Raw genomic sequence first — 26,971 nt, 5'->3', positions numbered from 1 at the left:
GGGCCAAACTAGACTGGCCGGGTGACGTCGGAGCTAACCCACGGCTTGAATATTGCTGACACCGTCGACCACGCCACCGCCACTCCCGATCATCCTCAGCCATTTCGTGAACTTGGCCTGAAGGATGACGAGTACCAGCGGATACGCGAGATCCTCGGCCGTCGCCCCACCGACGCCGAGCTGGCCATGTACTCGGTGATGTGGAGCGAGCACTGCTCGTACAAGTCGTCCAAGGTGCATCTGCGCTACTTCGGCGAGACCACCACCGATGCGATGCGTGCGGCGATGCTGGCCGGCATCGGCGAAAACGCGGGAGTCGTCGACATCGGCGACGGCTGGGCGGCCACCTTCAAGGTGGAGTCGCACAACCACCCGTCCTACATCGAGCCGTACCAGGGCGCGGCCACCGGTGTCGGGGGCATCGTCCGCGACATCATGGCGATGGGCGCACGCCCGGTCGCCGTCATGGACCAGCTGCGGTTCGGCGCACCCGACGCGCCCGACACCCGCCGGGTGGTCGACGGTGTGGTGCGCGGCATCGGCGGCTACGGAAACTCGCTGGGGCTGCCCAATATCGGCGGCGAGACCGTCTTCGACGCCTCCTACGCCGGTAACCCGTTGGTGAACGCGCTGTGCGTCGGGGTGCTGCGCAAGGAAGATCTGCATCTGGCCTTCGCGTCGGGCACGGGCAACAAGATCATCCTGTTCGGCGCGCGCACCGGCCTCGACGGCATCGGCGGCGTTTCGGTGCTGGCGTCAGAGACGTTCGGCGGCGACGAGAGCGGGGCGCCGGGCCGTAAGAAGCTACCTTCGGTACAAGTGGGCGATCCCTTCATGGAGAAGGTGCTCATCGAATGCTGTCTTGAGCTGTACGCCGCGGATCTGGTGGTCGGCATCCAGGACCTCGGTGGCGCTGGATTATCCTGTGCCACATCTGAACTCGCGTCGGCTGGCGACGGCGGCATGCGCATCGAATTGGACACCGTTCCGCTGCGCGCCGCCAACATGACGCCGGCCGAGATCCTGTCGAGCGAGTCGCAGGAACGGATGTGCGCGGTCGTCACGCCCGAGAATGTCGACAAGTTCATGGCGGTGTGCCGCAAGTGGGAGGTGCTGGCGACGGTCATCGGTGAGGTCACCGACGGCGACCGGCTTCAGATCACCTGGCACGGCGAGACGGTCGTCGACGTGCCACCCCGCACGGTCGCGCATGAGGGGCCGGTCTACGAGCGTCCCGTGCAGCGTCCCGACACCCAGGACGCCTTGAACTCCGACACGTCGGCCAACCTGCCGCGGCCGTCGACGGGCGACGAGCTGAAGGCGACTTTGCTTGCGCTGGTTGGCAGTCCGCACCTGTGCAGCCGGGCTTTCATCACCGAGCAATATGACCGCTACGTTCGCGGCAACACCGTGCTCGCCGAACACGCCGACGGCGGCGTGTTGCGCGTGGACGAGGCCAGTGGCCGCGGCATCGCGGTATCCACCGACGCATCGGGCCGCTACACCCAGCTCGACCCGTACACCGGCGCACAGCTCGCGCTGGCCGAGGCGTACCGCAACGTCGCCGTCACCGGCGCGAAGCCGGTGGCGGTGACCAACTGCCTCAACTTCGGTTCGCCCGAGGACCCCGGCGTCATGTGGCAGTTCAGCCAGGCCGTCCGCGGCCTCGCTGACGGCTGTGTGGCGCTTGGCATTCCGGTCACCGGTGGCAACGTCAGCTTCTACAACCAGACCGGCACCACACCGATCCTGCCGACGCCGGTGGTCGGCGTGCTCGGTGTCATCGATGACGTGAAGCGCCGCATCCCGACGGGCCTCGGCGCCGAACCGGGGGAGACTTTGATCCTGCTCGGCGAGACCCGCGACGAGTTCGACGGGTCGATCTGGGCTCAGGTCACCGCGGATCACCTCGGCGGGGTGCCTCCGCGGGTGGACCTTGAACGCGAGAAGTTGATCGCCGAGGTGCTCGCCGCCGGGTCACGCGACGGGCTGGTGTCCGCCGCACACGATCTGTCGGAGGGTGGCCTGATGCAGGCGGTCGTCGAGGCTGCCCTTGCGGGCGAAACCGGTTGCCGCATTGTGGTTCCCGAAGGCTTTGAATCAGGCACAGGTGCATTTACGTTCTTATTTTCCGAGTCCGCGGGTCGGGTGCTGATCGCTGTGCCGCGCACGGAGGAGAGCAGGTTCAGCGCGATGTGTGAAGCGCGCGGACTGCCCGCAGTGCGCATCGGCGTGGTGGACGACGGTAGCGACGCGATAGAAGTACAAGGCTTGTTCACGGTTTCCCTGGAGGACCTGCGCAGCACGTCGGAGGGCGTGCTTCCCGGTTTGTTCGGGTGACCTTCGGGTGACTGGGGCGCCTCGCGAACGACATCCGCTACTGGTCTGGGCGTGGAGCCTGGTCCACCTCGACTTCACCGGAATCGCATTCGGGGCGCTGTTTTTCTGCCTATCGCTGACCCCGTCGCTGTTGCCGCGTGACTGGCTGTTCCAGGGTTTGATCGGCGGGCTCAATGCCGCGATCGGCTACGGCATCGGCGCATTTCTGGAAAAGGTGTTGCGGCGCTTCGTATTACGTCGCCGCGAGTGGTGGCCACCCGCTAAGCGGGTGATGTACGCGGTGAAGGCGGTGATCGTTGCCGGATCCGCGACGGCGTGTGTGCTGATGATGATTCCTTCGGCGGTGTGGCAGCGTCAGGTGTCGGCGGTGATGGGCATGCAGGGCCCGACCACGCTGGGCTACATGCGCACACTGATCGTCGCGGTGTTGGTGGGTGCGGTGTGCGTCGGGGCGGCGCGGGTGCTGCTCGACCTGATCAAGGTGATGGCGCGGTTCCTCATCAGGCGCTGGCATCTGCACGACGAGATGGCGTTGTTCATCGGCACCGCGATTGTCGTGGTGCTGGCCATCACGCTGATCAACGGTGTGCTGGTGCGCGGCTTCCTGGCAGGCGCCAACCGGGTGTTCCAGCCGCAGAACACCACGACCCGCGAGGGCATCGTGCAGCCGCAACAGTCCGAACGGTCCGGCAGTCCAACGTCTTTCGCGCAGTGGGACACCCTTGGATTCCAGGGACGCAACTTCGTGGCCACCGGTCCGCACGCCGACGAGCTCACCCGTTTGAATGGCAAACCGGCCAAGGAGCCGGTGCGCGTGTATGTCGGTCTCAACACCGCAGAAGACGACGAAAGCCGAATGGCGGTGCTGCTGAGTGAACTCGAGCGCACCGGCGCCTTCGATCGCAAACTGCTCGTCATCATCCCGACGACCGGCACCGGGTGGATCAACCCGATCGCCGCACGAGCGCTGGAGATGATGTACAACGGCGACACCGCGCTGGTCGGATCGCAGTATTCGTTTCTGCCGAGCTGGATTTCGTTCCTCGGCGACAAAGCGAAGTCGATGCGATCGGGCCGGATGATGATCGACGCCATCCACGATCGATGGCTGAAGTTGCCACCCGATCATCGGCCGAAGCTGGTGCTCTACGGCGAAAGCCTCGGCTCGATGGCCGGACAGGGCGCGTTCGACTGGCTGCCGGACATCTCGCAGATGGGGTTCTCGTCGGTGCTGTGGGTGGGTCCGCCCAACGCCAGTCCGCTCTGGAGCGGAATCATCGCGCGGCGCGATCCGGGTACCACGGCGGTCGACCCACGCTACGACAACGGGCGCACTGTGCGGTTCTCGCAGGGCATCAACGCCAACGAGATTCACAACGACACCATGTCGCCGTGGGAGGGCACGCGAGTGCTGTTCCTGCAGCATCCGTCGGACCCGATCGTGTGGTGGTCGCAGGACCTGCTCCTCAATCGGCCGGACTGGCTGAAGGAGCCGCCGGGCCGCGACCGCACCGCGTCGATGCGCTGGTATCCGATCATCACGTTCTGGCAGGTTGCCGCCGACATGACGAACGCCTCGTCGGTGCCCGGCGGCCACGGCCATAACTACGGCGACTTCGTGCTCGACGGTTGGGCCGCCGTTGCCCCGCCCGACGGCTGGACGCCGCACGACACCGAACGCATCCGCGTCGCACTGGAGAAGACGGAATCCGAAGACGGGCCCGAATACTGATGCGGCCCAGCAAGTTACGCGCGGTCGGGTTGGCCGCGGCGATGGTGGGATGGAGCTTCGCGGCACCGCGCGTGCGCTGGCATCCGATTCCGAACGCGTCGCTGGGCACCGGACTGGTCGCGGTCACCCGTTCGCCGCTCGGCCTGCGGCCGCCTGCGTTGTGGTCCGGCATCCGCTACGGCGTCGTGGCAGGCGGCGCGGCGGCGCTCGGAGTCTTCGCGATCAGTACGTTGCCACCCGTACGCAGGGCGATGGCCGTGCGCGATCTGCCCGAGCACCGCGGCCGCTGGCTGCTGTTGAGCATCCCGATCGGCACCGTCTGGCCCGAGGAAGCCGCGTACCGCGCCGCGCTGGGCACCGTCGCCGAGTCGGCGTTCGGGCCCACCCGCGGCCGGTTGCTGCAAGCTGCGGCCTTCGGGCTGTGGCACATCGTCGATGCGCGAGTGACGGGCCAACCGGTGCTGGGCACCGTGGTCTTCACCGGCATTGGCGGCTGGTTGTTCGGCTGGCTGCATGCCCGGTCGGGCAGTCTGGCCGCGCCGATGCTGGCGCACCTGGCGGTGAACGAGGCCGCTGGGCTGGCCGCACTTGGCGCACAACGGCGCGCGCGGCGGCCAGGGTCGCCCGCGGACGGAAGGAGCACCGATTGACCAGGGTCAATGCTGATCGCGCGCGTTCGCGCACATTCGTCGTCACTGGAGCCGCGTCGGGCATCGGCCTTGCGACCACTCGTCGGCTATTGGCCGAGGGCGGGACCGTCGTCGGCACCGACTTGGCCGCCCCGCCAGACGATCTCGGCGCGCAGTTCGAGTTTGTGACGGCCGACATCAGCGACGAATCTGCCGTCGGCTCCGTGTTCGGCGCGGTACCTGATCGACTCGACGGCGTTGTTCACGCGGCGGGTGTGGCCGGTGGCGGTCCGGTCCACCTGCTTCCGCGCTCCGAATGGGAACGCGTGATCGCAATCAATCTGACCGGGACGTTCCTGGTAGCCAAGGCCGCGCTGGCCAGGATGATCGACCAACCGCGAGTCGACGGCGAGCGCGGTTCAATCGTCACGCTCGCCAGCGTCGAGGGCCTCGAAGGCACCGCAGGCGGCAGCGCGTATAACGCCTCGAAGGGAGGCGTTGTGTTGTTGACCAAGAACATCGCACTTGACTACGGCCCCAGCGGAATTCGGGCAAATGCCATCTGCCCCGGGTTCATCGACACTCCGATGCTGACCAACGTGATGGGCCTCGAGGGCATGGAAGGCCCGTTGCAGTCCATCACCGAGGAGCATGCGCTGGGCCGTCGTGGCCAGCCGGACGAAATCGCCGCCATGGCGGCTTTCCTTGTCTCCCTTGATGCGTCGTTCGTCACGGGCCACGCGATCGCGGTGGACGGCGGCTACACCGCGGGCCGCGATCACGGCGTCGTCAAGCTGTTCGGCTTCCCCGACTGACGTCAGACGTCGCGGCGATCCGCCTGCAGTTGATGCGGTTCGCTCACTTGATCGTCGATGCCGAAGCTGATGATGCGCCGCGGCGTCACCCGGATGATCGCGGTGTCGAGCTCGTCTCCGGCCGCCCCATGCGACGGCGGGATCTCGGCCTGTTCGGCGGTGCCGCGGATCTCCAGGCAGCGCACCCGCCACGGGTCGCGTGAGGTGATGTCGTCGACGACGAACGCCACCTTGTTGTTGTGCGCGATGTTGCGGAACTTCTGGCTCTTCGACATCCGGTAGCCCGCGATGTCGATGGTGCCCAGTTCGTCGTTGTAGGTGAAACCCACCGGGCTGTTCTGCGGCGTGCCGTCGGGCTGGATGGTGGCCAACCGGCCGAGGTCTGCCTGCTTCAGGAAATCGAGTTCATCCGATTTGAACGTCATGACCCCAACGTAAAACCTCAACAATTGTTGAAGTCAACCGTCACGGGTTGATCGTGTATTCGCCGACCTGCCTCCCCCACACGTAGTCGACGAACAATGGCTGACCGAGTCCGACGTGGTTGTACGGCGCGATCGATGCGCCGGTGTCCATCACCAGATACGGCGCAGGCCACAGGTCCCGGGTGATGTCCTGCCAGCAGCCGGGACGGCCCTCGGGACCGCCGCGCGCGTTCACCCGAGGCAGATTGTCGGGGTAGACGTAGGGATTGCCTGCGCCGGCGAGCGCCCCGGACTCCGAGGCCAGCGAGTAGCCGTTGCCGCCGAGCACCGCGGCCGAGCGCTTCTGCACATCCGAGAACTTGCGGATCGTGCAGAAGATCTCGCCCTGGTAGTCGTTGAGCAGGTGCGTCGTCGCGACGAGATCGGCGGCGCCGCGAACCAGATACGGGCCGCCGCGTTCGAAGCTGTCGGCGGCGTCGGTGGCGAAGCCGACCGCGGCCATCAGCGCCTCGTCGATATCGGCGCGGTGCTCATTGAAGGTCTGCGCGGTCCGCACCGCGTTGTCTACTCCGTTCCACAAATCCGGCGACGCGGCGGCGTACACATCGGCCAAGTCGGCCACCGCGCGGTTGTCAGCGGCGATCTGTGACATCTGCGGATTCAGGTCGCCGACGATCTGGTTGCCGTTCTCCAGCGATTCGCCGAACCGGTCGCCAAGCCCGGTCAGCGCTTCGGCCGTCGCCGTCAGCGTCTGATTGAGCTTGATCGGATCCACCTGCTCGGCGATCGCCGTGACCGTCTCGAACAACGTGTTGAACTCCGTGGTCACCGACGACGCGTCGATCACATCCTGAGACGTAATGCGTTGTGGTGAGGGATTTTTCGGCGAACTAAACGAGATGTATTTGTTGCCAAACACCGTAGTGGCCTGGATCTCGACCGCGACATTGGCCGGAATGTATTTGAGGTAGCCAGGTTTCACGTCCAGCGTCAGTTTGGCCATCGGTGTGCCGCGCTCGTCGGTCAAGCCGATACGCGTGACACGGCCGATCTGAACGCCGTTGTAGGTCACCTTCGCACCCGGTTCGACGACGAGGCCGGCGCGTGGTGACAGCAATGTCAGCTGAGTCTTCGTGTCCAGCGCCCCACGAAATTCCAAATAGCTGAACGCTGAGGTGGCCGCCACGATCAGCAGAAAGATCGCACCGGCCGTTTTGTAGGGCGGTCGGTGGCGGTCGACAAGCACTTTGAGAATCTAAGGTATGGCCGCCCGCCGCAGTATCGATCCGGCGAAGACCCGCGCCGCGGTGTCCAGCCTTGCCGAGTGGTTGCGCGACCCCGGCCGCCGCCCCGAACCGGGTCGATCCGAACTGGGCGATGCGGTGCGGTTGACCGCGCGCACACTGGCGGCCGTCGCTCCGGGGTCAAGCGTCGAGGTGCGGGTGCCACCGTTCGTTGCGGTGCAATGCATTTCGGGACCCGAGCATCGGCGGGGCAATCCGCCCAACGTCGTCGAAACCGACGCGCGCACCTGGCTGCTGCTGGCCACCGGCCTGCAGACCGTCACTGACGCCGCGGCAACCGGCGCTCTGCAGCTCTCCGGGTCACGTGCCGGCGAGATCGGGCAGTGGCTGCCGCTTGTCGCTATCGATGGCGGCTAGTGGAAATGTCGCGGCCCGACAGTTTGTTGTGGTGTCACGCGACACCCTGCCGCGATTCCGTGATTACCGGTTGGTAGCCGTAGACTGAACACGTCTACCCACCCCGCCCTGGGAGCAGCCATATTGTGACCGGCCCGCAGACCGATCCAGAACCCCGCGAAGAGTGTGGCGTATTCGGCGTCTGGGCGCCGGGCGAAGAAGTCGCCAAGCTCACTTACTACGGCCTGTACGCGCTTCAGCACCGCGGCCAAGAGGCGGCAGGCATCGCCGTCGCCGACGGCTCGCAGGTGCTCGTGTTCAAGGACCTCGGCCTCGTCAGCCAGGTTTTCGATGAGCAGACGCTGGCCGCCATGGAAGGCCACGTCGCCGTCGGCCACTGCCGCTACAGCACCACCGGCTCCACCACGTGGGAAAACGCCCAACCGGTGTTCCGCAACACCGCCGCAGGCACCGGCGTCGCGCTCGGTCACAACGGCAACCTTGTCAACGCCACCGAACTGGCCGCCCGGGCCCGCGAGGCGGGCCTGCTCGGCACCCGCGGCGCTCCCGCTGCGACGACGGACTCCGACATACTTGGCGCGCTGCTCGCCCACGGCGCTGCGGACTCCACGCTCGAGCAGGCGGCCCTGGAGCTGCTGCCGACCGTGCGCGGCGCGTTCTGCCTGACGTTCATGGACGAGAACACCCTGTACGCGGCCCGCGACCCCTACGGCGTCCGGCCGCTGTCGCTGGGCCGACTCGACCGCGGCTGGGTCGTCGCTTCGGAAACCGCCGCGCTCGACATCGTCGGCGCGTCGTTCGTCCGCGACATCGAGCCCGGCGAACTGCTGGCCATCGATGCCGACGGTGTCCGCTCCACGCGGTTTGCCAACCCCGAACCGAAGGGTTGCGTCTTCGAGTACGTCTACCTGGCCCGGCCGGACAGCACGCTGGCTGGCCGCTCGGTACACAAGACGCGCGTCGACATCGGCCGGGAACTGGCCCGAGAGCACCCGATCGAGGCCGACTTGGTGATCGGCGTGCCCGAATCCGGCACGCCCGCGGCGGTTGGTTACGCCCAGCAGTCAGGCATCCCCTACGGGCAGGGCCTGATGAAAAACGCTTACGTGGGACGGACTTTCATCCAGCCGTCGCAGACCATCCGGCAGTTGGGCATTCGGCTCAAGCTCAACCCGCTCAAGGAAGTGATCCGCGGTAAGCGGCTGATCGTCGTCGACGACTCGATCGTGCGCGGCAACACGCAGCGGGCGTTGGTGCGGATGTTGCGCGAGGCGGGAGCCGTCGAGGTGCATGTGCGGATCGCCTCGCCGCCGGTGAAGTGGCCGTGCTTCTACGGCATCGACTTCGCGACGCCGGCCGAGCTCATCGCCAACGCCGTCGAAAGCAAGGGCGAAATGCTCGAGGCCGTCCGGCACGCAATCGGCGCCGACACGCTGGGCTACATCTCTCAGCAGGGCATGATCGCCGCCACCGAGCAGCCCGCGTCGCGGTTGTGCTCCGCCTGCTTCGACGGTAACTACCCGATCGAACTGCCCGGCGAAACGGCCCTCGGCAAGAACGTCATCGAGCAGATGCTCACCACCGCGGCGCGCACCGGCATTCCGCTGCAGGTCGACAACGACAACGCCTCAGCGCTGCGCAGGCCCTAACGCCCGACGTGCGCCCACTGCGGATCGGTTGGTAATGGACCGTTCCGCAATGCGCGTGCGACGGCGTCTCGGTATCCGATGAGCCCGTCCGTCGGTGGGGGTATCACCGAGTCGATGTCGTGGTCAGCCATGACCGCATCGACTTCCAAGGATTCGATCAAAGGTCGCGCCAGGCCGGGAGGCATGGGCGTAACCAGCCCGATCCACAAACTGGCGATCGTCGGAGTCAGAAACGGTATCGCCACAATCAGCCGTCTGCGCAGGCCGGCGACCTCGGCGTAGCCCTGCATCGCGTCGCCGTACTCAAGCACATCCGGCCCGCCGATATCCCACGTGCGTGATGCCGGCACCGTGACCTCGGCTGCCTCGGCCAGATAATGCAGCACGTCGTCGATCGCAATCGGCTGAATGCGGTTGTGCACCCACTTCGGGGTCGTCATCGCTGGCAACCGGTTGGTCAGGTGCCGCATCATCTCGAATGACGCTGAGCCAGCACCGATTACGATCCCAGCCTGCAGCACCACTGTTTCGATATCTGATTCGAGCAGGATGTCACCGACCGCCGTCCGGGATTGCAGATGAGGGGACAGGTCGACGCCGGGCGGATGCAGCCCGCCCAAATACACCAGTCGCTTGACATGCGCGCGGCGCGCCGCCGTGACGACGTTGCGCGCTGAGCTGGCTTCCTCGGCCACGAAGTCCTGCGAAGTGCCCATCGAGTGCACGAGGTAGAAGACGACGTCGACACCTTCGAACGCGGCTGTCAGCGAATCCGGTTCGCCGAGATCACCGCGCATCACCTCCACGCGTTCCCGCCACGGCACTGCGGCCAGTTTGTCCGGGTTGCGTGCCAGCGCGCGCACCACATGGCCACGGTCCAGCAGCACCGGCACCAACCGGCCACCGATGTAGCCGGTTGCTCCCGTTACCAGGCAGCGGGTCTTTTCGGTCGACACCGACGCCGGATACCCAAATTCTGGTCAGGCGACGCCGCAGCCCGGATCGGGCACATCCACCGCCTGTGGGCTGCCGGCCGGCGCGATGTAGTCGATCCACAGCTTCACCGGGACGGGGCCCAGGTTGCGGCCGATGTGCACGTGATTCGGCCCGCTGTCCTCGGTGACCGCCGAGCCCTCAGGGGAGACGACATCCGTGCAGTCCGCCATGGTGCGGGTGAGCGTGCCCTCTCGGACCACGCCGAACACCCGGCCGTCGTGATAGTGCCAGCCGGTGCTGCCGCCGGGCTGGATGGTGATCTCCTTGGTGGTGTAGTCGGTTCCGTTGACGGTTGCCTGCGAGATGACGACCGCGTCGATGTTGACCCCCGGGGTCGCCGACGCGGTCGCGGACAGGACCGTCGAAGCCGGCACGATCGCCGTGGCAACGAGCGCAAACCAGCGAACTGTTTTCATGGTCGGTCACGTTCTCACACCGCACCCAATCGCGCGAGGCGATCTGCGGGAAGCGACGATGATCGACTGGTCACCGACCGGTGGGCAACGACGGTAGCCTTGCTGTCGATGACGGATCAAGCCGAACAACACGGAATCTCCTACGCATCGGCTGGGGTGGACATCGAAGCCGGTGACCGCGCCGTCGAGTTATTCAAACCGCTGGCCAAGAAAGCCACCAGGCCCGAAGTGCGCGGTGGGCTCGGCGGATTCGCCGGACTGTTTGCGCTACGCGGCGGCTACCGCGAGCCACTGCTGGCGTCGTCGACCGACGGTGTTGGCACCAAGCTGGCCGTGGCCCAGGCCATGGACAAGCACGACACGGTCGGTATCGACCTGGTCGCGATGGTCGTCGACGACCTCGTGGTGTGCGGTGCCGAGCCGTTGTTCCTGCAGGACTACATCGCCATCGGCCGCACGGTTCCCGAACGGGTCAGCGAACTGGTGTCAGGCATCGCCAACGGCTGCGTGATGGCCGGCTGCGCGCTGCTCGGCGGTGAGACCGCAGAACACCCTGGGCTGATGGCGCCCGACCACTACGACATCTCGGCAACCGGCGTCGGGGTCGTGGAGGCTGACGACGTGCTCGGACCGGAGCGGGTCAAGCCCGGCGACGTGATCATCGCGATGGCCGCGACGGGTTTGCATTCCAACGGCTACTCGTTGGCGCGCAAGGTGCTGTTGGAGATCGACCGGATGAACCTGGCGGGCCACGTCGAGGAGTTCGGTCGCACCCTTGGCGAAGAGCTGCTGGAGCCGACCCGCATCTACGCCAAGGATTGCCTTGCGCTGGCCGCTGAAACCCAGGTGCGGACGTTCTGCCACGTCACCGGTGGCGGGCTGGCCGGGAACCTGGAACGGGTCATCCCACCGGGCCTCGTCGCGGAGATCGACCGCGGGACGTGGACCCCCGCGCCGGTGTTCGGGATGATCGCGCAGCGTGGCCGCGTCGACCGGGTCGAGATGGAGAAGACATTCAACATGGGTGTTGGCATGGTGGCCGTTGTCGCGCCGGAGGACACCGACCGCGCACTCGCCGTGTTGACCGCTAGGCACCTGGACTGCTGGACCCTGGGCACCATCAAGAAGGGCAGCAAGGACAGCCCCCGTGCCAGCTTGGTGGGCCAGCACCCCCGCTTCTAGGGATTAACGCCGCCAGTCGTCCTCGTCGGGCGCCCACTCGTCGGTAGACCCGTCGGTGCCATTGAGATCGTCAGAGCCGTCCGACCCAGCCAGCTCGCGCTGAAGTTGGGTGAAATCCGTCTGCGGTGAGCTGTATTTGAGCTCACGAGCAACCTTGGTCTGCTTTGCCTTAGCCCGGCCGCGGCCCATGGGGGTACCCCCTCGCGCAATAACGGAGCGGCCCAATTTTTAGGCGGCTCCGATCTGTGTGTCTTTATTGTCCTGCCAATACTTTACCGTGCCCGGCTGTCGTGTGCTGGCAGGCCCATCCACGGCTGAGCCGTGAGTCAGGCAATTGGCTCAACGCCCGCGACCGCGCAGCTGTTCCACCGCGAGTCGACCGGCCCCGACCGCATCGGCGGGCGGGAGCGAATCGGGATCGATCACCGCGGCGACCTCCGTCTGCCCGCCGGTGGTCAACGGAGTGTCGGCGGGCAGGCCACGCTTGAGCAACGCCAAGGCGATGGGGCCCTCGTCGACGTGGTCGACAACTGTGCCCAGCCTTCCGACGTTGCGCCCGCCGGTCAGAAGCGGATCACCGGTGGCAGGCCGGTCCGTCGAACCGTCGAGCTGGACGAGCACCAGCATGCGCGGCGGTCTGCCCAGGTTGTGGACGCGAGCGACGGTTTCCTGGCCGCGGTAGCAACCCTTGTCGAGGTGGACAGCGGTGCCGATCCAGCCGACCTCATGGGGGATGGTCCGCTCGTCGGTGTCGACGCCGAGGCGCGGCCGCAGCGCCGCCACCCGGTGCGCTTCATAGGCCCACACACCCGCGGGCCGCACACCCGCGTCGACGAGTCGCTGCCGCCACTGCGCGGCCTGATCGCGGGGCACCACGAGGTCCAACTCGATGCCGTCGGCTGGCATCCGGCGTAGAAACCCGCCGCTCTTCAGTGCCACCGCGGTGTTTTCCGTCGGCAGCTCATCAACGCCGAACGTGGCGAGCACCTGCGTGTCGGCCAGCCTCGGGCCGAGCATCGACAACACCGCCAATTCGGCCGGCTCGATCGCGACGTCAGACCAAAACACCATCTTGCGCAGGAAGCTCAGCAGCGGTTCGCCGCGCCATGGCTCGGTGTCCAGATAAGTGACGCCGTCCAGCTCGGTCTGGGTCCAGTGATCTTCGACACGGCCCTGCCCGTCGAGGCTCAGATTCTGCGTGACAGCGCCGTCGGGAAGGTCGCTGACGTGCTGTGAGGAGATGTTGTGCAGCCAGCTCTTGCGCTCATTGCCGGTGAGCGTCAGCACGGCCCGATGGGAGCGATCGACGACGACGGCGTGGTCAGCGGCCGAGCGCTGCTCGCCAAGCGGGTCGCCGTAGTGCCACACGGCACCTGCGTCCGGTCCGGTCTCAGGCGCGGGAACTGCGGACATGACTCCAACTTTACGGGTCTACGCTTCTACGCCATGGCGAGCCAACCCGGGATCGTCGTCACCCTCGACGGCGAACTGCGCGACCCTGCGGCACCGCTGCTTTTCGCGGATGACCTGGCGGCGGTGCGCGGTGACGGTGTCTTCGAAACGCTGCTTGTGCGCGACGGTCGACCCTGTCTGCTGGAGGCGCACCTGGCGCGGCTGACGCAGTCCGCGCGGATGACCGACCTGCCCGCCCCCGACCTGCCGCGGTGGCGGGCGGCCGTCGCTGCAGGAGTCGAGCGCTGGATCGCCGACGGGGGCGGCGAGGGCGTGCTGCGGCTGGTCTACAGCCGGGGCCGGGAGAGCGGATCGCCGCCGACCGCCTTCGCGACGATCGGGCAGTTGCCCGCGCGGGTCGCCGAAGCCCGGCGTCAGGGCGTGGCGGCGTTGACGCTGGCGCGGGGCCTGGCCGCCGACGGCGCGGCCGATATGCCGTGGCTGCTGGCGGGCGCGAAAACGTTGTCGTACGCGGTGAACATGGCCGCGCTGCGGCACGCCGAGCGGCACGGGGCCGGCGACGTGATCTTCGTCAGCTCCGACGGTCACGTGCTCGAAGGGCCGCGATCGACGGTGGTAATTGCGACCGAACTCGATGGAAGCCCCGCGCTGTTGACACCGCCGCCGTGGTATCCGATTCTGCGTGGCACCACGCAGCAGGCGCTCTTCGAGGTGGCGCGCAACAAGGGTTACGACTGCGATTACCGAACGCTACGACCCACCGATCTCCTTGCAGCACAAGGAGTTTGGCTGATTTCGAGCATCACGCTGGCGGCGCGGGTGCATACGCTGGACGGCAAGCTGCTGCGCTCAGCGCCGTTGGCCGGCGAAATCACCGAACTGGTCGACGCGGCAATCGTGTCGGATCGCTGACCGCGCTGTTGAAAGTGCGCCATTCTGGATGAGTGGGGGACGGTTCGACAGGTCAACGGCTGACGCGCTACCAGCGGATGGCGTTGCGGCGGTTGGTAAGGCACGCCGGACTGCGGCCCGGCCAGCCGCTGACGTCAGATGACTGGCAGGCCTACTTGGAGTTCTCCACGGTCACGAGCTCGCGGGCGGTCCATCGTGTGCTGCGCTCACTGCCGTCGAGCCCGCGGTGCGGCATGTGCGGCGCGCCGTTCGCCGGCATCGGCAGCCGCTTCGTGCGGCCATTGGGCTTTCGCCCGTCGCGGAAGAATCCGAACCTGTGCGCGACGTGTGTCGAGTTGGCGCCGCCGGGTGGCATCACGACAGAGGTCGGTGTCATGTTCGCCGACGTGCGCGGGTTCACCACGCGTTCGGAGTCCATCACGCCGCAGGAGGCCAGCGCTCTGTTGCGACGCTTGTATGCCGTCGCCGAGGACGTGCTCTTCCCCGAAGCGCTGATCGACAAGCTGATCGGCGACGAGGTGATGGCGCTGTATCTGCCCATTTTCGTCACCAGAAGCGCGTGGAGGCCTGAGGACGAGGATCGCCGGACGGTGGCGAAGGTGATGCTGGACCATGCGCGCCTGCTGCTCGAAGGTCTTGGCTACGGCAGCCTCGACGGTCCCGTGCTCGACCTCGGCATAGGCCTCGACTACGGCGAAGCGTTCGTCGGCAACATCGGCGGGAAAACCGCAGTCAGTGACTTCACGGCCATCGGCGATGTCGTGAACACCGCGGCGCGGTTGCAGTCCTTCGCCAGTGGCGGCGAGGTCGTGGTGGCGCAGCGCCTCGCTCAATTTCTGGACGAACCGGCCGGACCGCTCGAGCAGCTGTCCGTCAAGGGCAAGCACGAACCAGTCGCTGCCCAGCGGGTGCGCTGGTTCGAGCGTCCGAATGCGCCCTAAATCGGTTGTCGCCGTGCGGATGCGCGGGTACGGTCGGCCGTACACAAGGAAGGAGGTGGTCCGACCAATTGATTGACTTACGGACATGTGAGGTGGCTGCGAGCTAGCAGCGCCAGGGGAGTCACCTGCGCGCGCTGGCGAATTCCCCGCAGTCACCCGGCCCCCGAGCCACTCGGTTTTGTCCAACCAGGTACTACGGCTCGGGGGCCGCTTCATATCTGGTCTCGGTTAGCCGGTGATGAAGGCAAGCCCGACGATGCCGATGACGTAGAGCACCAGCACAACGATCGAGTCCAGCCCCATCCGCAGCCATTGACGCTCGGGCCGAAACACCAGACCGACCATGTAGACCACGGTGAGGAGGGCAGCCAGCGCGGTGAGGTAGATGTCGGTGTGGTGTGCCAACGGCAGAACGGCCGATCCCGACAGCACCCCGGCGAGCAGGAAGAGCACCGGGAGGAAGGCGTTTCCGCCGAAGATGTCGCTGACCGCCAATTTGTAATCGCCGAGACGAGTCGACGCCAGGCCAGTGGACAGTTCCGGCAACGAGGTGGCGGCCGCCAAAACCGTCGCGCCGAAGACCACGCCCGACATGCCCCATCGCCCGAACACCTCTTCGCCGCTGCGTTCGATGTAGACGCCCGCGACAAGGGTGGCAACCGCCGCGACGGCGAACACCAGCACCGTTCGTCGCGTGCTGACGCCTCCCTGAGTTGCCTTGTCGGCGTTGGCCTTTGCAGAGTGGCCGGGTGGCTTCTGCTGGCTGTCGGGTGCATGGCCGCCCTCATGCCAGGGCAACTCGCGGTCAGCACGGCGCACCAATAGCAGACCAGCTGCCCAGATCACGACTATCAACGCGGCGCCCGGCGTGACTCGCCAGACGATCAGGGACGGCGGCAATTGCGTCGACATCACCACCACGACCAACAAGGCGACCACCAATGCGCCCTCGAGGACGAGGGTGAGCGATGCCGCCAGGTAAGTCAGCGGCTTACGCGGCCGCACACCGGCGGCGTCGAGCGCGACCAGCACAACCGTCTGAATGGCGATGCCGCCGAGGATGTTGCCGACCGCGACGTCGAGTTGATGCGCCAGCGCCGCACTGGTCGTAATCGCGATCTCAGGCAGGTTGGTGGCAATCGCCAGCAGGATGACCCCGCCCAACGCCGAACCAAGGTGCCAGCGGTCGGAGAGCACGTCGGTGGCGTCCGACAACTTGACCCCGGCGGCCCATATGACGATGGCGCAGAGCACGAAAACGCAGAGCAACAGCCACGACGGCAACGAGGTCACGCCGACGGCATACCCCCTTGACGGCCTCCCACCCCTGTGATGCTGGCGTGAGTTAGCTAGGTGCGCGATGATGCGCCCCATGGGCAACGCGTGGAGGCTGGCCGTGGCGGCCGTCGCAGTGCTCACCGCGTGCGCGCCGATCTCCGACCGGACCGCGACAGGCACGGCCGAAAAGTGCACAAAAGACAACCTCGGCACGCTGTATCCCGGCATCTTCACCTTCGGGACGGACCAACCGGTGTATCCGCCGTGGTACATGGGCGACAACCCTGCCAGCGGTGAAGGGTTCGAGGCCGCGGTCGCCTACGCTATCGCGGCCAAGATGAAGTACACCGGCGACGACGTCCGGTGGGTCCGGGTGCCGTTCAACACCGCGCTGGCTTTTGGGCCAAAGACGTTCGACGCCAACCTATCTGAGTTCTCGATCACCGAACAACGTAAGGCCGCAGTAGATTTCTCCTCGCCGTATTTCGACGTGACGCAGGCCGTCGTCACGGTCAAGACATCGCGGGCGGCGGCGGTAAAGACGGTGCAGCAGCTCAAGGCGCTGCGATTGGGCGTGCAGGTGGGCACCACCAGCTACACGGCGGCAGCAACAGTGAAGGGCGACTTCCCTGTCGAGGTCTACAACACCAACGGCGACGCGAAGATGGCCTTGAGCAACGGCGAAATCGATGCGCTGGTGGCCGATCTGCCGACGGCATTTTCAGTTGCCAACGAGCTGCGCAACGGGTTGATGGTGGGCCAATTGCCAAGCGCCTCAGGCGATGTCGAGCAGTTCGGGATCGTGCTCGACAAGGGCAGCGCACTGACGCGCTGTGTATCCTGGGCTGTCGACAGCCTTCGCGGGGACGGCACGCTGGATCGGTTGAAGCAGCAATGGCTGACCGACGCGGGCAAGGCGCCGGTGCTCGCTTAGCTTGCCGGCCCCGGACCAGGCGCCAGCGACGAGCACGCCTGCATGGCGCTGTGCCAGGTGCTCTGGTCGACGCCCGCTGGGGGACCCACGGCCGGACCCGGCGCGGCGGGCACCCCGTGCTCGTTCAGGCAATGCGCGAAGCTTCCGTGGCCTTGCGGAGTCGCGGACGTCGACGGCTGTTCCGGCGGCGGCGTGCGCGACGAGCACGCCGCCAGGAGTCCGGCCGCGGCGAGCCCCACAGCCATCGATAGCACCCGCATCAGCCGACGAACCTCGACAGTCGGGCGGACAGGTGCGGCACCAGGCCGCCGTCGGCGTCCACCCGTTCCTCCACATAAGCCAGGTCGCCGCCTTCGACGATGCCGTAAAGCCGCTTCGCCCCGCCGACCAGCATTCCGGACTTACTGCGCGCCAGCGCGTCGGTGACCAGCTCCCAGGAGGATTGGTTGCGCGGGCTGCCGTAGAACAGTTCAACGTAGCCCGCGGAATGCGCGAGCAGCAGCTCAATGGCCTGCGACTCAGAGGGGTCGGTCGGGTCGTCGACGAACCGCCAGAATCCGGTTTCCCGCAGACCGGGTGCCTCGTAGTCGCCGCTGTCGGTCAGCCGCCATGACCGCGCCTCCCAGTTCAGGTAGTCACCGCCGTCGTGCGAGACGACGATCTGCTGACCGAATCGGTAGTCACGGCCCGCCTCGCGGCCCTCGCCCACGCCTCGCCACACACCCACAAGGGGCAGCAGCGCAAGCAACGCGTCGTTGAGGTTGGCGCCCTCACGCAGGTTGGCGGTGTCGGCGGGCAACGGCAGGTCCTCGAAGACCGGGATGTTGCGGGTCGCGGTTGTCCTGGCTCGTTCGGCTGCCGCCGCGACGGCGTCGTCGCCTGACGTCACGACTCGTCGGTGATGAGGCGATAGAGCGCGTACAGCGCGAACCACGTGATGACCACGACGGCCGCGACGAGCATGATCTCGAAGAACAGCACCACGGCAGCGAGTCTAGCTGCCGGGGCCCCAACGGTTCTCGTCGGCCGTCGTCGTGCGAATCACCCGAGTTGCCCCACGAACTCGGGGCACAACGAGGAGGTCGCGGTGGTGACGAACGTCGCGGCGAGCTCTGGCTGCCGCCGAGACCGCGGCTAGCGATGCCTGTCACAGCGCGTTTGAAGCTGTCGCCGTTGGCAGAACTCCCCGCGGCGAGGACGGCGAACACCGTCGTCGCGATTATCCCAAGTGCCAATTTCATGATCCGCCCTGTTCATGGTGGTTGTTCCCGCGCAACAGCGCAGGAACTAACCACCTGGTGGACCGAAGCAGCTAATTTTCGGAGCGGTACGCTACGAAAGCTGAGCTGCGGCCGGTGGCCGACCGCAGCGTCGTCCTCAGGCGACCTTGACGTCGACCTCGTGGATGCCCGCGCCGGACGGCGCCACGCTGGCGTCGCCGTTGCCCGCGGGGGACAGGGCGCGCAGCGTCCACGTACCGGGCGCGGCGAAGAACCGGAAGTCACCGGTAGCCGACGCGACGACCTCGGCGGTGAACTCGTCGGAGGCGTCCAGCAGGCGCACGAACGCGCCGCCGACCGCCTGACCCGACCCGTCGACGACGCGGCCGGTGATCACCGTTTCCTTCTCGAGGTCGACGCTGGCAGGCAACGTCAGTCCTTGTTTCGGTGCAGAGCACATATCAACTTCCCAACTCAATCGGGACCCCCACCAGGGAGCCGTATTCCGTCCAACTGCCGTCGTAGTTCTTGACGTTCTTGTGTCCCAACAGTTCCTGCAGCACGAACCAGGTGTGCGACGAACGCTCACCGATCCGGCAGTAGGCGATGGTCTCCTTCTGGCCGTCAAGGCCGGCCTCGGCGTACAGCTTGGCCAGGTCCTCATCGGACTTGAACGTGCCGTCCTCGTTGGCCGCCTTGCTCCACGGAACGTTGATGGCGCTGGGGATATGCCCGGCGCGCTGGCTCTGTTCCTGCGGCAGGTGTGCGGGAGCGAGGATCTTTCCGGAGAACTCGTCGGGTGAGCGCACGTCGACCAGGTTCTTGGCGCCGATCGCGGCGATGACCTCGTCGCGGAACGCACGGATCGCGTTGTTGGGGTCCTTGGCGGTGTAGCTGGTCTGCGGCCGCTTGACCGGATCAGCCGACAGCGGGCGCCCATCGAGCTCCCACTTCTTGCGGCCGCCGTCGAGCAGCTTGACCTTGTCGTGGCCGTACAGCTTGAAGTACCAGTACGCGTAGGCCGCAAACCAGTTGTTGTTGCCGCCGTAGAGGATCACGGTGTCGTCGTTGGAGATGCCGCGTTCGGACAGCAGCTTGGAGAACTGCTGAGCGTCGACGAAGTCGCGCTTGACGTGGTCCTGCAGATCTTCTTTCCAGTCCAGCTTGATGGCGCCGGCGATGTGGCCGCCGTCGTAGGCGCTGGTGTCCTCGTCAACCTCGACGAAGACGGTGTTCGGCGCGTCGAGATTGCTCTCGGCCCAGTCGGTACTGACCAGGACGTCGGAGCGTGCCATGGACGAAATCCTTTCGGTTGCTTGCTGTTTGAGCGTTATGCGGGGGACGGTGCCCGGCGAAGCCGTGCGACGAGCGGATAAATCTGGCAGCCAAGGCAGATGCCGAAGGCAGCGTTGAGAAAGGCTGCCACGAGCGCAAAGCCAGTGGCGATCAGGCCGAGAAGCGTTATGCCGGAAGTGAATCCGATGACACCGGCGACCGCGAAGACGAAGCCGACCAGCTGTGCGAACTTCAACGGCGGTACGGGTTCCTTCTCGGTGACAGGTCCGAGGCGGGGCAAGACAAGACGGCCGAAGATCAGGCCGTAGGGATGATGACGCGGCCCGCGCCACGCGCCGATGGCGAAAACGACGGCCTGGACACCCAGGATCACGCCCGCGGCAAGCGGGCTGACCGCCGCCGCCAGCAGCGTCGCCACGAGCACTGCGGTGGTGACCCATGCGGCGAACCTCGGACCGCGCACATCCACCTGGGTGGTCGTGGTGTTGGTCGACATGAAACAGACTCCTGTTGCGTTGGACGGGCTGGGGATGAGCAGGCCAAAACGGCTGCTCCGAGCGAGCGCGCTAGATCGCGCAGCCGCGCTCAGCAGCTACAACAACAACAGCAACAACCCGCAACGCGGCACAGATCGACTGCGCGGCGCTTGGTGAGCATCGGCTCGAGGCGGGTTGACACGCCCCACAGCCTACCCAATGACATGGTGATCAAGCCAACAGCGGTTCGACGGCCGAGCGCAGGTCAGCGGCCTTGGGCACACCAGTGGTGCGATAACGCGGACGGCCGTCGGCATCGAAAATCAACGTCGTCGGCAGCGACATCACCGAAAGCCGTCGGGCCGCTTGGGGATTGGCGTCCATGTCGATCTCGACGTGCGCCACGCCGGGTAGCTCGTCGCACACCTGATCCACCACGCGGCGCACGGCGGCGCACGGTCCGCACCAATCCGCGCTGAAGTGCACGATGGTCGGCCCGGTATCGGAAAGCCCGAGGTCGGAGGTGTCGACATTGCTTGCCTCAGAGGCCGCCTTCAGCATCCCCGCACGCAGCGTCACCAGCCGGCCTATTACGAAGGCCACGCCCAACGCGGCGATCAACACCGTGATCACCATGACTACCGACGAGCTCATGACAATTTGAACCGATCGAGCGGAATGGTTACTCCCCGAGTGATTCCCTCGATGATGATGTCCGAACCGCGGGCGCCCTCGCTGGTGGGCCGAACGCCGAAGGGCAGCTTCTGGCCCGGCATGCTGGTGCTGAACGCGCTTAGAACGGCAGGCAGCGTCTCCTCCGGAATTTGCTGGTCAGCGGTGCCCGCACCGGTCAGCACGCCGGTCGCGGTGAACACCAGTGTGGTCTGGTCCGGCCCGGCGATCGACAGGTCGACGGCGATGCTGACCTTCTTGTCGTAGCCCGCCTTGTGCGGCGTGCCGGTAAAGACCAGCCCCCGGTTGCTGGAGATGCCGGACTCGGTGGTGCCGCCCGTCGCGTCGTTCGTCTCCCGCGACGGGGCCTCGACCAGCAGGTCGGGAATGCCCATGAACCGCCCGACGTGCGTCGAGTCGACGATGATGCGACTCTCCAGCTTGCCGACCGGCAGCTTGGCGTCGGGCGGAATGAGCCACGACGCGTCGGCGACGTCGACCGAATGCAGGGTCGCCTCCAGCCCCACCTTGCCGACGACTGGGTGATCAACGCCACTGGCCTTGATCTCGATCTCGTTGTAGCGATCGCGGGTGGCCTGCGTGATGAATGGAAACCCGAGGATGCTGACCCACGGGTCGAAGCTCAGGTTTGCGGCGGTGCGCACGCTCCTGGCCAGGTGGTATTCGGCGTAGATCGCCGCACCGAAGTCGGCTCCGACGGCGCCGACCACCACAACGGTCACGGTCGAGATGGCACCGATCAGCAGCTTTCGCACCCGGACATTCTGGCCCACTGCGGCGGGTCTCCCTGCTCGGCGCGGCTAACCAGCAGGTGGCGCGCTATCGTTATGTGACCATCGGCCGGGTAACGGCTGTATGTCAGGCGTGAATCTGGGAAGTCACCACCGACATCGTTGTCCGGGCGAGGTCCCTATGGCTGTTGGAGGGCCAGTTGGATCTATTGCTACTGACCGTCGACCCCCATCCCGAAACCGTGCTGCCGTCGTTGGCCCTGTTGGCCCACAATGTGCGGACAGCACCGACTGAGGTGTCCTCGCTTCTCGAGGCGGGCACCGCGGATGTGGCGATCGTCGACGCGCGTACAGATCTGGCCGCCGCCCGCGGCCTGTGTCGGTTGTTGGGCACGACGGGGACTTCGGTGCCCGTCGTAGCTGTCGTCAACGAGGGCGGTCTTGTTGCCGTCAGCGTCGAATGGGGACTCGACGAGATCCTGCTGCCAAGCACCGGCCCGGCCGAGATCGACGCCCGGCTGCGGCTGCTGGTTGGGCGTCGCGGCGGCGTGGCGAATCAGGAGAACGTCGGCAAGATCAGCCTGGGCGAGCTCGTCATCGATGAGGGCACGTACACCGCGCGGCTGCGCGGCCGTCCGCTCGACCTCACTTATAAGGAATTCGAACTGCTGAAGTATCTGGCTCAGCACGCCGGCCGGGTGTTCACCCGGGCACAGCTGCTGCAAGAGGTGTGGGGTTATGACTTCTTCGGCGGCACCCGGACGGTCGACGTACATGTGCGACGGCTGCGCGCCAAGCTGGGCACCGAATACGAATCCCTGATCGGCACTGTGCGCAACGTCGGTTACAAAGCGGTTCGGCCCGCGCGCGGCAGGCCGCCGGCTGCAGGGGCGGACGTCTCCGACGACATGGTCGACGAGGCGGGCGGCTACGACGCGCCCGACAGCCTGCCCGACGCGCTGGTTGACCCGCTTCGCAGTCAGTGACTCGCCCCGACGTCGCCGGCGCCCCGGCTCCGGAAATCGGCTGGCGCGCCGGTCTTTCCGACGAGGATCAGCGCCGGATCCGGGAGCTGATTGCGGCGGCTGAACAAGTAGATGGCGTCGCGCCCGTCGGCGATCAGGTGCTTCGCGAGCTCGCGCACGACCGCACCCGGCATCTGCTGGCCGTCGACGGTGACGACACCGTCGGCTATTTGAACCTCACCGCGGACCCGGCGATGGCCGAGCTGGTGGTGCGTCCGGACGCCCGACGTCGGGGCATCGGCTCCGCTATGGCGCGCATCGGCTTGTCTGAAGGTGGCGACGACGCGCGCATCTGGGCGCACGGCAACCACGAGGCCGCCCGTGCGACCGCCAAGGCACTTGACCTCGTGGTGGCGCGCAAGCTGCTCCAGATGCGTCGGCCGCTGACGGACTTGCCGCCGGTGACCGCTGTCGACGGCGCGCGCATCACCACATACTCCGGCCCGGCCGACGACGCCGAACTGCTGCGCGTCAACAACGCCGCGTTCGCATGGCATCCGGAGCAGGGCGGCTGGACGGATGCGGACATCGCGGAGCGTCGCGGCGAGCCGTGGTTCGACCCTGCCGGTCTGTTCATGGCTTTCGACGAGCAGAGCAGCGCACTGTTGGGCTTTCACTGGACGAAGGTGCACAACGCCGATCTTGGTGAGGTGTACATCGTCGGGGTCGATCCGGCCGCGCAGGGCCGCGGGCTCGGTGCCACGCTGACGTTGGTCGGATTGCACCACCTCGCCGACAAGCTTTCCGAAAGTACGGGGCCATCTGCTCGACCGCGGGGCTCATCGCCACCGACGGTGATGCTTTACGTGGAGGCAGATAACTCCGCGGCGGTCAAGACGTATGAGCGGCTGGGTTTCGACGTATTCAGCGTCGACGCCGCATACGCCGTCCAACTCCCCTCGGCAGCTTCGCTACCTGGGGAACCCCGGATTCAGTAGCGGGACCTGTTCACCTTCCGTTCACTTTCCATCTGAGATTCGTCCACCACGGCCGCATACGTTGCCGTGGAGTTCAAAGCCGTCAACCGAAAGTGGGATCAGTGAAGCTCAACAGCATTGGCAAGAGTGTAGGCACGCCGCTTCAAATGGCCGCGGCTGCGACGGCGATCGCCGCGCTGACGCTGACCGCATGTGGTAGCGACAACAACGCCTCGGGTGGGGGCACTAGCGCGTCCGGCTCGGCCACCAGCGGCGCGGGCACCGCGGCCGCCAAGGCTGATTGCGGCGGCAAGAACTCTGTCACCGCCGAGGGCTCGACGGCTCAGCAGAACGCGATCGCGGAGTTGAACAAGGTGTGGGGCCAGGTCTGCTCAGGCAAGACCCTTGCGTACAACCCGACGGGCTCGGGCGCGGGCGTTGACCAGTTCATCGCCAAGCAGGTCGACTTCGCCGGCTCCGACTCGGCGCTCAAGGACGATCAGGTGAAGAAGGCTGCCGACCGTTGCGGTGGCAACCCGGCGTGGAACCTGCCGCTGGTCTTCGGCCCCGTCGCGCTGGCTTACAACATCGACGGCGTCGACAAACTGGTCGTGAACGCGGATGTGCTGGCGAAGATCTTCCAGGGCCAGATCACCAAGTGGAACGACCCGGCCATCGCTGCGCTGAACAGCGGCACCAACCTGCCGGACTCGGACATCAAGCCGGTCTACCGCTCGGACTCCTCGGGCACCACCGACAACTTCCAGAAGTACCTGGCCGCCGCGGCTCCGCAGTCGTGGACCAAGGGTGCCGGCAAGGAGTTCCAGGGTGGCGCCGGCGAGGGCGCGCAGAAGTCGTCCGGCGTGGTGCAGGCCATCCAGGCGACGCCCGGCTCGATCGGCTACGTCGAGAAGAGCCCGGCCGCGGCTGCCGGTCTGAAGAACGCGGAGATCGACAGTGGGGCCGGTGCGGTAGCTCTGACTGACGACTCGACCAAGGCCGCCGTGGCAGCGGCGAAGGTCAAGGGCGACGGCAACGATCTGACGCTGGACCTGAACGCGCTGTATGCCAGTAAGGAACCGGGCTCCTACCCGCTGATGCTCGCGACCTACGAGATCGTGTGCAGCAAGGGCTACGACGCCGACACTGCCGCCGCGGTGAAGTCGTTCCTGACGGTCTCCGCCAACCAGGGACAGGCCAACCTGTCGGCCGCCGGCTACGTGCCGCTGCCGGACTCGTTCAAGGAGCGTCTCCTCAAGTCCGTCGACGCAATTGCATAGTTGCCCTGCGTGACAGCACGATTGCGGTGAGGATGGGTTCCGGGACCGATGACCGATAGGCTCGATGTGACAACGCCTAACCCAGCCGACGCGGGGTCGGGTGAAGTTATTGCTTCACCCTTCCCCGAGCCGGAACCTATCTCCACCGACCCTTCCAAGGGCGGGAAGGTCCGGTTGGGAGACCGGATTTTCCGAGGCCTCGCGGAGGGCTCAGGAATCCTGATCGTCGTCATCATCGCGGCGATCGGGGTTTTCCTGCTGTGGCGCGCGGTACCCGCGCTGGCTCGCAACAAAGAAAACTTCTTCCTCTACGGCGGAAACTGGGTCACCACGGACACGTCGGCGATGCACTTCGGCATCCTCGACCTGCTGCAGGTGACGGTCTTCGTATCCCTTTTCGCGTTACTCCTCGCCATGCCAGTGGCGCTGGGCATCGCGATATTCCTGACGCATTACTCGCCGCGGCGACTCTCGGGTCCGTTGGCCTACATGGTCGACCTGCTTGCAGCGGTGCCCTCGATCGTCTACGGCGTGTGGGGCCTCTACGTGCTGGCCCCGGTGCTCAAGCCGTTTGCGTTGTGGCTCAACAAGAATCTCGACTGGCTGTTTTTGTTCAAGACGGGCAACGCGTCGGTGGCGGGCGGCGGAACGATCTTTACGGCGGGCATCGTGCTTGCCGTGATGATCCTGCCGATCATTACCGCGGTGACGCGCGAGGTGTTCATCCAGACCCCCCGCGGCCAGATCGAGGCCGCGCTGGCGTTGGGTGCGACCCGGTGGGAGGTGGTCCGCACCACGGTGCTGCCATTCGGCCTTTCGGGTTACATCAGCGGTGCGATGCTGGGCCTCGGCCGCGCGTTGGGTGAGACGATCGCGTTGCTGATCATCCTGCGCGGCACACAGAAGGCGTTCAGTTGGACGCTATTTGACGGCGGCTACACGTTTGCGAGCAAAATCGCCGCCACCGCAAGCGAATTCAACGATCAGTACAAGGCGGGCGCATACATTGCCGCCGGTCTGGTGCTGTTCATCCTGACGTTCGTGGTGAACTCGCTGGCCCGCGCCGCGGTCGCCGGAAGGGGGGCAAAGTGACCTCCACGCTGGACCGCCCGGTCAAGGCCACCACGTTCCAGGGCGTGAGCCTGCGCCGCAAGGTGACCAACAACGTTGCGACCGTGATGGTTACGGCGTCATTGTTCATCGCGCTGGTGCCGCTGCTGTGGGTGCTGTACTCGACTATCACCAAGGGGATCAAGGCGCTTACCTCGCCCGTCTGGTTCACCAACTCGCAGGCGGGCATGACGGCCTTCGAGGCCGGCGGCGGCGTCTACCACGCGATCATCGGCACTCTGCTCCAGGGCGTCGTGTGTGCGATCATCTCGATTCCGATCGGCATCTTCGTCGCCGTCTATCTCGTCGAGTACGGCGGCGGCACGCGACTGGGCAAGCTCACCACCTTCATGGTCGACATCCTGACCGGTGTGCCGTCGATCGTGGCCGCGTTGTTCATCTACGCGCTGTGGGTGGCCACGCTGGGATTCCAGCGCTCCGGCTTTGCGGTGTCACTTGCATTGGTGCTGTTGATGATTCCGGTCATCGTGCGTGCCACCGAGGAGATGCTACGCATCGTTCCGATGGATCTTCGTGAGGCCAGTTACGCACTCGGCGTGCCGAAGTGGAAGACCATCATGCGCATCGTCATCCCGACGGCGTTGTCGGGCATCGTCACCGGCATCATGCTGGCGTTGGCCCGGGTGATGGGTGAGACCGCACCGCTGCTGATCCTGGTTGGCTACGCGCAGGCGATGAACTTCGACATGTTCAACGGTTTCATGGGATCGCTGCCCGGCATGATGTACGACCAGATTTCGGCAGGCGCAGGCGCCAACCCGGTTCCGACGGACCGGCTCTGGGGCGCGGCGCTGACATTGATCCTGTTGATCGCCATACTCAATATCGGGGCGCGGTTCATCGCGAAGATCTTCGCCCCCAAGAAGGTTTAGGAGGTCC

30 protein-coding genes are annotated in these 26,971 nt (G+C 66.1%); 15 read left to right on the top strand and 15 right to left on the bottom strand.

The annotated features are described in order from the left end of the window. Positions 1-51: 51 nt before the first annotated feature. The 4 genes from purL to MYCSM_RS27170 are packed head-to-tail and all read left to right on the top strand — an operon-like array spanning position 52 to position 5,516. Complete coding sequence (gene purL, locus MYCSM_RS27185) at positions 52-2,340, top strand: phosphoribosylformylglycinamidine synthase subunit PurL (protein WP_198345125.1); 2,289 nt, start codon at positions 52-54, stop codon at positions 2,338-2,340. Between the two features lie 7 nt (positions 2,341-2,347). After that, on the top strand, positions 2,348-4,072 hold the full coding sequence (locus MYCSM_RS27180; RefSeq protein WP_015309388.1) for an alpha/beta hydrolase: 1,725 nt from the start codon (positions 2,348-2,350) through the stop codon (positions 4,070-4,072). Further along, a complete protein-coding gene (locus tag MYCSM_RS27175) occupies positions 4,072-4,722 on the top strand; it encodes an Rv0804 family intramembrane glutamic endopeptidase (RefSeq protein ID WP_015309387.1) in 651 nt (216 codons plus the stop codon). The genes MYCSM_RS27180 and MYCSM_RS27175 overlap by 1 nt, the downstream gene beginning before the upstream one ends. Continuing rightward, positions 4,719-5,516, top strand: a complete 798-nt coding sequence (locus tag MYCSM_RS27170; protein WP_015309386.1) for an SDR family NAD(P)-dependent oxidoreductase — start codon at positions 4,719-4,721, stop codon at positions 5,514-5,516. Before MYCSM_RS27175 ends, MYCSM_RS27170 begins: the two co-directional genes overlap by 4 nt. A 2-nt stretch (positions 5,517-5,518) precedes the next feature. On the opposite strand, the gene MYCSM_RS27165 is transcribed toward MYCSM_RS27170, so the two are convergent. Both MYCSM_RS27165 and MYCSM_RS27160 read right to left on the bottom strand, forming a co-directional pair. Then, positions 5,519-5,941, bottom strand: coding sequence for a PPOX class F420-dependent oxidoreductase (locus MYCSM_RS27165; protein ID WP_015309385.1), 423 nt, complete (start codon positions 5,939-5,941; stop codon positions 5,519-5,521). A 40-nt stretch (positions 5,942-5,981) separates the two neighbouring features. Next, complete coding sequence (locus tag MYCSM_RS27160) at positions 5,982-7,187, bottom strand: MCE family protein (protein WP_015309384.1); 1,206 nt, start codon at positions 7,185-7,187, stop codon at positions 5,982-5,984. A gap of 16 nt (positions 7,188-7,203) precedes the next feature. Here MYCSM_RS27160 and MYCSM_RS27155 point away from each other — a divergent pair, with 16 nt between their 5' ends. Together MYCSM_RS27155 and purF are read left to right on the top strand one after the other, a co-directional pair. Further along, positions 7,204-7,602: a sterol carrier family protein gene (locus tag MYCSM_RS27155; protein WP_015309383.1), complete on the top strand. Its 399-nt coding sequence runs from the start codon at positions 7,204-7,206 to the stop codon at positions 7,600-7,602. 125 nt (positions 7,603-7,727) lie between these two features. Beyond that, positions 7,728-9,251 carry an amidophosphoribosyltransferase gene (gene purF / locus MYCSM_RS27150; protein ID WP_015309382.1) on the top strand — a complete coding sequence of 508 codons (1,524 nt, stop codon included), beginning with the start codon at positions 7,728-7,730 and terminating at the stop codon, positions 9,249-9,251. Here purF and MYCSM_RS27145 read toward each other — a convergent pair. Both MYCSM_RS27145 and MYCSM_RS27140 read right to left on the bottom strand, forming a co-directional pair. Continuing rightward, positions 9,248-10,207 carry an NAD(P)H-binding protein gene (locus MYCSM_RS27145; protein ID WP_015309381.1) on the bottom strand — a complete coding sequence of 320 codons (960 nt, stop codon included), beginning with the start codon at positions 10,205-10,207 and terminating at the stop codon, positions 9,248-9,250. The two genes, purF and MYCSM_RS27145, sit on opposite strands and share 4 nt — an antisense overlap. A 24-nt stretch (positions 10,208-10,231) precedes the next feature. Further along, positions 10,232-10,663: a cupin domain-containing protein gene (locus MYCSM_RS27140; RefSeq protein ID WP_015309380.1), complete on the bottom strand. Its 432-nt coding sequence runs from the start codon at positions 10,661-10,663 to the stop codon at positions 10,232-10,234. A gap of 108 nt (positions 10,664-10,771) precedes the next feature. Between MYCSM_RS27140 and purM the strand changes: the two genes are divergently transcribed. Further along, positions 10,772-11,845 carry a phosphoribosylformylglycinamidine cyclo-ligase gene (purM, locus tag MYCSM_RS27135; RefSeq protein ID WP_015309379.1) on the top strand — a complete coding sequence of 358 codons (1,074 nt, stop codon included), beginning with the start codon at positions 10,772-10,774 and terminating at the stop codon, positions 11,843-11,845. Positions 11,846-11,848: 3 nt separating this feature from the next. Here the strand turns inward: purM and MYCSM_RS27130 are convergent, their stop codons facing one another. Then, entirely contained in the window at positions 11,849-12,034 is a 186-nt protein-coding gene (locus tag MYCSM_RS27130; RefSeq protein ID WP_015309378.1) for a DUF3073 domain-containing protein, read from the bottom strand. Between the two features lie 150 nt (positions 12,035-12,184). Next, positions 12,185-13,258: a CAF17-like 4Fe-4S cluster assembly/insertion protein YgfZ gene (ygfZ, locus tag MYCSM_RS27125; RefSeq protein ID WP_015309377.1), complete on the bottom strand. Its 1,074-nt coding sequence runs from the start codon at positions 13,256-13,258 to the stop codon at positions 12,185-12,187. A gap of 33 nt (positions 13,259-13,291) precedes the next feature. Here ygfZ and MYCSM_RS27120 point away from each other — a divergent pair, with 33 nt between their 5' ends. After that, positions 13,292-14,170 (top strand): aminodeoxychorismate lyase, encoded by an 879-nt coding sequence (locus MYCSM_RS27120; RefSeq protein ID WP_015309376.1) that lies wholly within the window; start codon positions 13,292-13,294, stop codon positions 14,168-14,170. Positions 14,171-14,202: 32 nt separating this feature from the next. Next, entirely contained in the window at positions 14,203-15,111 is a 909-nt protein-coding gene (locus MYCSM_RS27115; RefSeq protein WP_157681406.1) for an adenylate/guanylate cyclase domain-containing protein, read from the top strand. A 228-nt stretch (positions 15,112-15,339) separates the two neighbouring features. On the opposite strand, the gene MYCSM_RS27110 is transcribed toward MYCSM_RS27115, so the two are convergent. Then, a complete protein-coding gene (locus MYCSM_RS27110; protein ID WP_015309374.1) occupies positions 15,340-16,404 on the bottom strand; it encodes a sodium:calcium antiporter in 1,065 nt (354 codons plus the stop codon). A 79-nt stretch (positions 16,405-16,483) separates the two neighbouring features. On the opposite strand from MYCSM_RS27110, the gene MYCSM_RS27105 reads away from it, so the two are divergent. Beyond that, the gene (locus MYCSM_RS27105) at positions 16,484-17,323 is read left to right on the top strand and encodes an ABC transporter substrate-binding protein (protein ID WP_232425675.1); all 840 of its coding nucleotides are present in this window, start codon (positions 16,484-16,486) and stop codon (positions 17,321-17,323) included. Here MYCSM_RS27105 and MYCSM_RS27100 read toward each other — a convergent pair. From MYCSM_RS27100 to lmeA, 8 genes are all read right to left on the bottom strand, one after another. Continuing rightward, positions 17,320-17,583, bottom strand: a complete 264-nt coding sequence (locus MYCSM_RS27100; RefSeq protein WP_015309372.1) for a hypothetical protein — start codon at positions 17,581-17,583, stop codon at positions 17,320-17,322. The two genes, MYCSM_RS27105 and MYCSM_RS27100, sit on opposite strands and share 4 nt — an antisense overlap. Beyond that, entirely contained in the window at positions 17,583-18,212 is a 630-nt protein-coding gene (locus MYCSM_RS27095) for an FABP family protein (protein WP_015309371.1), read from the bottom strand. Before MYCSM_RS27095 ends, MYCSM_RS27100 begins: the two co-directional genes overlap by 1 nt. Positions 18,213-18,700: 488 nt before the next feature. Further along, positions 18,701-19,003, bottom strand: a complete 303-nt coding sequence (locus MYCSM_RS27085) for a DUF1416 domain-containing protein (RefSeq protein ID WP_015309369.1) — start codon at positions 19,001-19,003, stop codon at positions 18,701-18,703. Between the two features lies 1 nt (position 19,004). After that, positions 19,005-19,838: a sulfurtransferase gene (locus MYCSM_RS27080; RefSeq protein WP_015309368.1), complete on the bottom strand. Its 834-nt coding sequence runs from the start codon at positions 19,836-19,838 to the stop codon at positions 19,005-19,007. Between the two features lie 35 nt (positions 19,839-19,873). Further along, positions 19,874-20,335, bottom strand: a complete 462-nt coding sequence (locus tag MYCSM_RS27075) for a DUF4395 domain-containing protein (RefSeq protein WP_015309367.1) — start codon at positions 20,333-20,335, stop codon at positions 19,874-19,876. 89 nt (positions 20,336-20,424) lie between these two features. Next, positions 20,425-20,541 (bottom strand): Ms5788A family Cys-rich leader peptide, encoded by a 117-nt coding sequence (locus tag MYCSM_RS39160; protein ID WP_442928506.1) that lies wholly within the window; start codon positions 20,539-20,541, stop codon positions 20,425-20,427. A 5-nt stretch (positions 20,542-20,546) separates the two neighbouring features. Beyond that, positions 20,547-20,969, bottom strand: coding sequence for a thioredoxin family protein (locus tag MYCSM_RS27070; RefSeq protein WP_015309366.1), 423 nt, complete (start codon positions 20,967-20,969; stop codon positions 20,547-20,549). Then, positions 20,966-21,781: a mannan chain length control protein LmeA gene (gene lmeA, locus MYCSM_RS27065; protein ID WP_015309365.1), complete on the bottom strand. Its 816-nt coding sequence runs from the start codon at positions 21,779-21,781 to the stop codon at positions 20,966-20,968. The genes MYCSM_RS27070 and lmeA overlap by 4 nt, the downstream gene beginning before the upstream one ends. Before the next feature lie 158 nt (positions 21,782-21,939). Here lmeA and MYCSM_RS27060 point away from each other — a divergent pair, with 158 nt between their 5' ends. The 5 genes from MYCSM_RS27060 (at position 21,940) to pstA (ending at position 26,964) form a co-directional block, all read left to right on the top strand. Then, the gene (locus tag MYCSM_RS27060) at positions 21,940-22,725 is read left to right on the top strand and encodes a winged helix-turn-helix transcriptional regulator (RefSeq protein WP_015309364.1); all 786 of its coding nucleotides are present in this window, start codon (positions 21,940-21,942) and stop codon (positions 22,723-22,725) included. Next, entirely contained in the window at positions 22,722-23,702 is a 981-nt protein-coding gene (mshD, locus tag MYCSM_RS27055) for a mycothiol synthase (protein ID WP_015309363.1), read from the top strand. Before MYCSM_RS27060 ends, mshD begins: the two co-directional genes overlap by 4 nt. A gap of 101 nt (positions 23,703-23,803) precedes the next feature. Then, a complete protein-coding gene (pstS, locus tag MYCSM_RS27050; protein WP_015309362.1) occupies positions 23,804-24,961 on the top strand; it encodes a phosphate ABC transporter substrate-binding protein PstS in 1,158 nt (385 codons plus the stop codon). 48 nt (positions 24,962-25,009) lie between these two features. Further along, positions 25,010-26,053 (top strand): phosphate ABC transporter permease subunit PstC, encoded by a 1,044-nt coding sequence (gene pstC / locus MYCSM_RS27045; protein ID WP_015309361.1) that lies wholly within the window; start codon positions 25,010-25,012, stop codon positions 26,051-26,053. Then, positions 26,050-26,964: a phosphate ABC transporter permease PstA gene (pstA, locus tag MYCSM_RS27040; RefSeq protein WP_015309360.1), complete on the top strand. Its 915-nt coding sequence runs from the start codon at positions 26,050-26,052 to the stop codon at positions 26,962-26,964. Before pstC ends, pstA begins: the two co-directional genes overlap by 4 nt. Positions 26,965-26,971: the final 7 nt, after the last annotated feature.

It is taken from the genome of Mycobacterium sp. JS623, assembly GCF_000328565.1.
GTDB lineage: Bacteria > Actinomycetota > Actinomycetes > Mycobacteriales > Mycobacteriaceae > Mycobacterium.
The sequence above is the reverse complement of the archived record's forward strand: the minus strand, read 5'-3'. Positions and strand labels throughout refer to the sequence as shown.

What these genes read in the sequence shown, in the direction of transcription:
- MYCSM_RS27175 (WP_015309387.1), top strand. Translation starts at nt 4,072, where the DNA reads ATGCGGCCCAGCAAGTTACGCGCGGTCGGGTTGGCCGCGGCGATGGTG.
- MYCSM_RS27165 (WP_015309385.1), bottom strand. Translation starts at nt 5,941, where the DNA reads ATGACGTTCAAATCGGATGAACTCGATTTCCTGAAGCAGGCAGACCTC.
- MYCSM_RS27155 (WP_015309383.1), top strand. Translation starts at nt 7,204, where the DNA reads ATGGCCGCCCGCCGCAGTATCGATCCGGCGAAGACCCGCGCCGCGGTG.
- MYCSM_RS27140 (WP_015309380.1), bottom strand. Translation starts at nt 10,663, where the DNA reads ATGAAAACAGTTCGCTGGTTTGCGCTCGTTGCCACGGCGATCGTGCCG.
- purM (WP_015309379.1), top strand. Translation starts at nt 10,772, where the DNA reads ATGACGGATCAAGCCGAACAACACGGAATCTCCTACGCATCGGCTGGG.
- MYCSM_RS27130 (WP_015309378.1), bottom strand. Translation starts at nt 12,034, where the DNA reads ATGGGCCGCGGCCGGGCTAAGGCAAAGCAGACCAAGGTTGCTCGTGAG.
- ygfZ (WP_015309377.1), bottom strand. Translation starts at nt 13,258, where the DNA reads ATGTCCGCAGTTCCCGCGCCTGAGACCGGACCGGACGCAGGTGCCGTG.
- MYCSM_RS27120 (WP_015309376.1), top strand. Translation starts at nt 13,292, where the DNA reads ATGGCGAGCCAACCCGGGATCGTCGTCACCCTCGACGGCGAACTGCGC.
- MYCSM_RS27105 (WP_232425675.1), top strand. Translation starts at nt 16,484, where the DNA reads ATGGGCAACGCGTGGAGGCTGGCCGTGGCGGCCGTCGCAGTGCTCACC.
- MYCSM_RS27100 (WP_015309372.1), bottom strand. Translation starts at nt 17,583, where the DNA reads ATGCGGGTGCTATCGATGGCTGTGGGGCTCGCCGCGGCCGGACTCCTG.
- MYCSM_RS27085 (WP_015309369.1), bottom strand. Translation starts at nt 19,003, where the DNA reads ATGTGCTCTGCACCGAAACAAGGACTGACGTTGCCTGCCAGCGTCGAC.
- MYCSM_RS27080 (WP_015309368.1), bottom strand. Translation starts at nt 19,838, where the DNA reads ATGGCACGCTCCGACGTCCTGGTCAGTACCGACTGGGCCGAGAGCAAT.
- MYCSM_RS27075 (WP_015309367.1), bottom strand. Translation starts at nt 20,335, where the DNA reads ATGTCGACCAACACCACGACCACCCAGGTGGATGTGCGCGGTCCGAGG.
- MYCSM_RS39160 (WP_442928506.1), bottom strand. Translation starts at nt 20,541, where the DNA reads ATGTCATTGGGTAGGCTGTGGGGCGTGTCAACCCGCCTCGAGCCGATG.
- MYCSM_RS27070 (WP_015309366.1), bottom strand. Translation starts at nt 20,969, where the DNA reads ATGAGCTCGTCGGTAGTCATGGTGATCACGGTGTTGATCGCCGCGTTG.
- pstC (WP_015309361.1), top strand. Translation starts at nt 25,010, where the DNA reads ATGACCGATAGGCTCGATGTGACAACGCCTAACCCAGCCGACGCGGGG.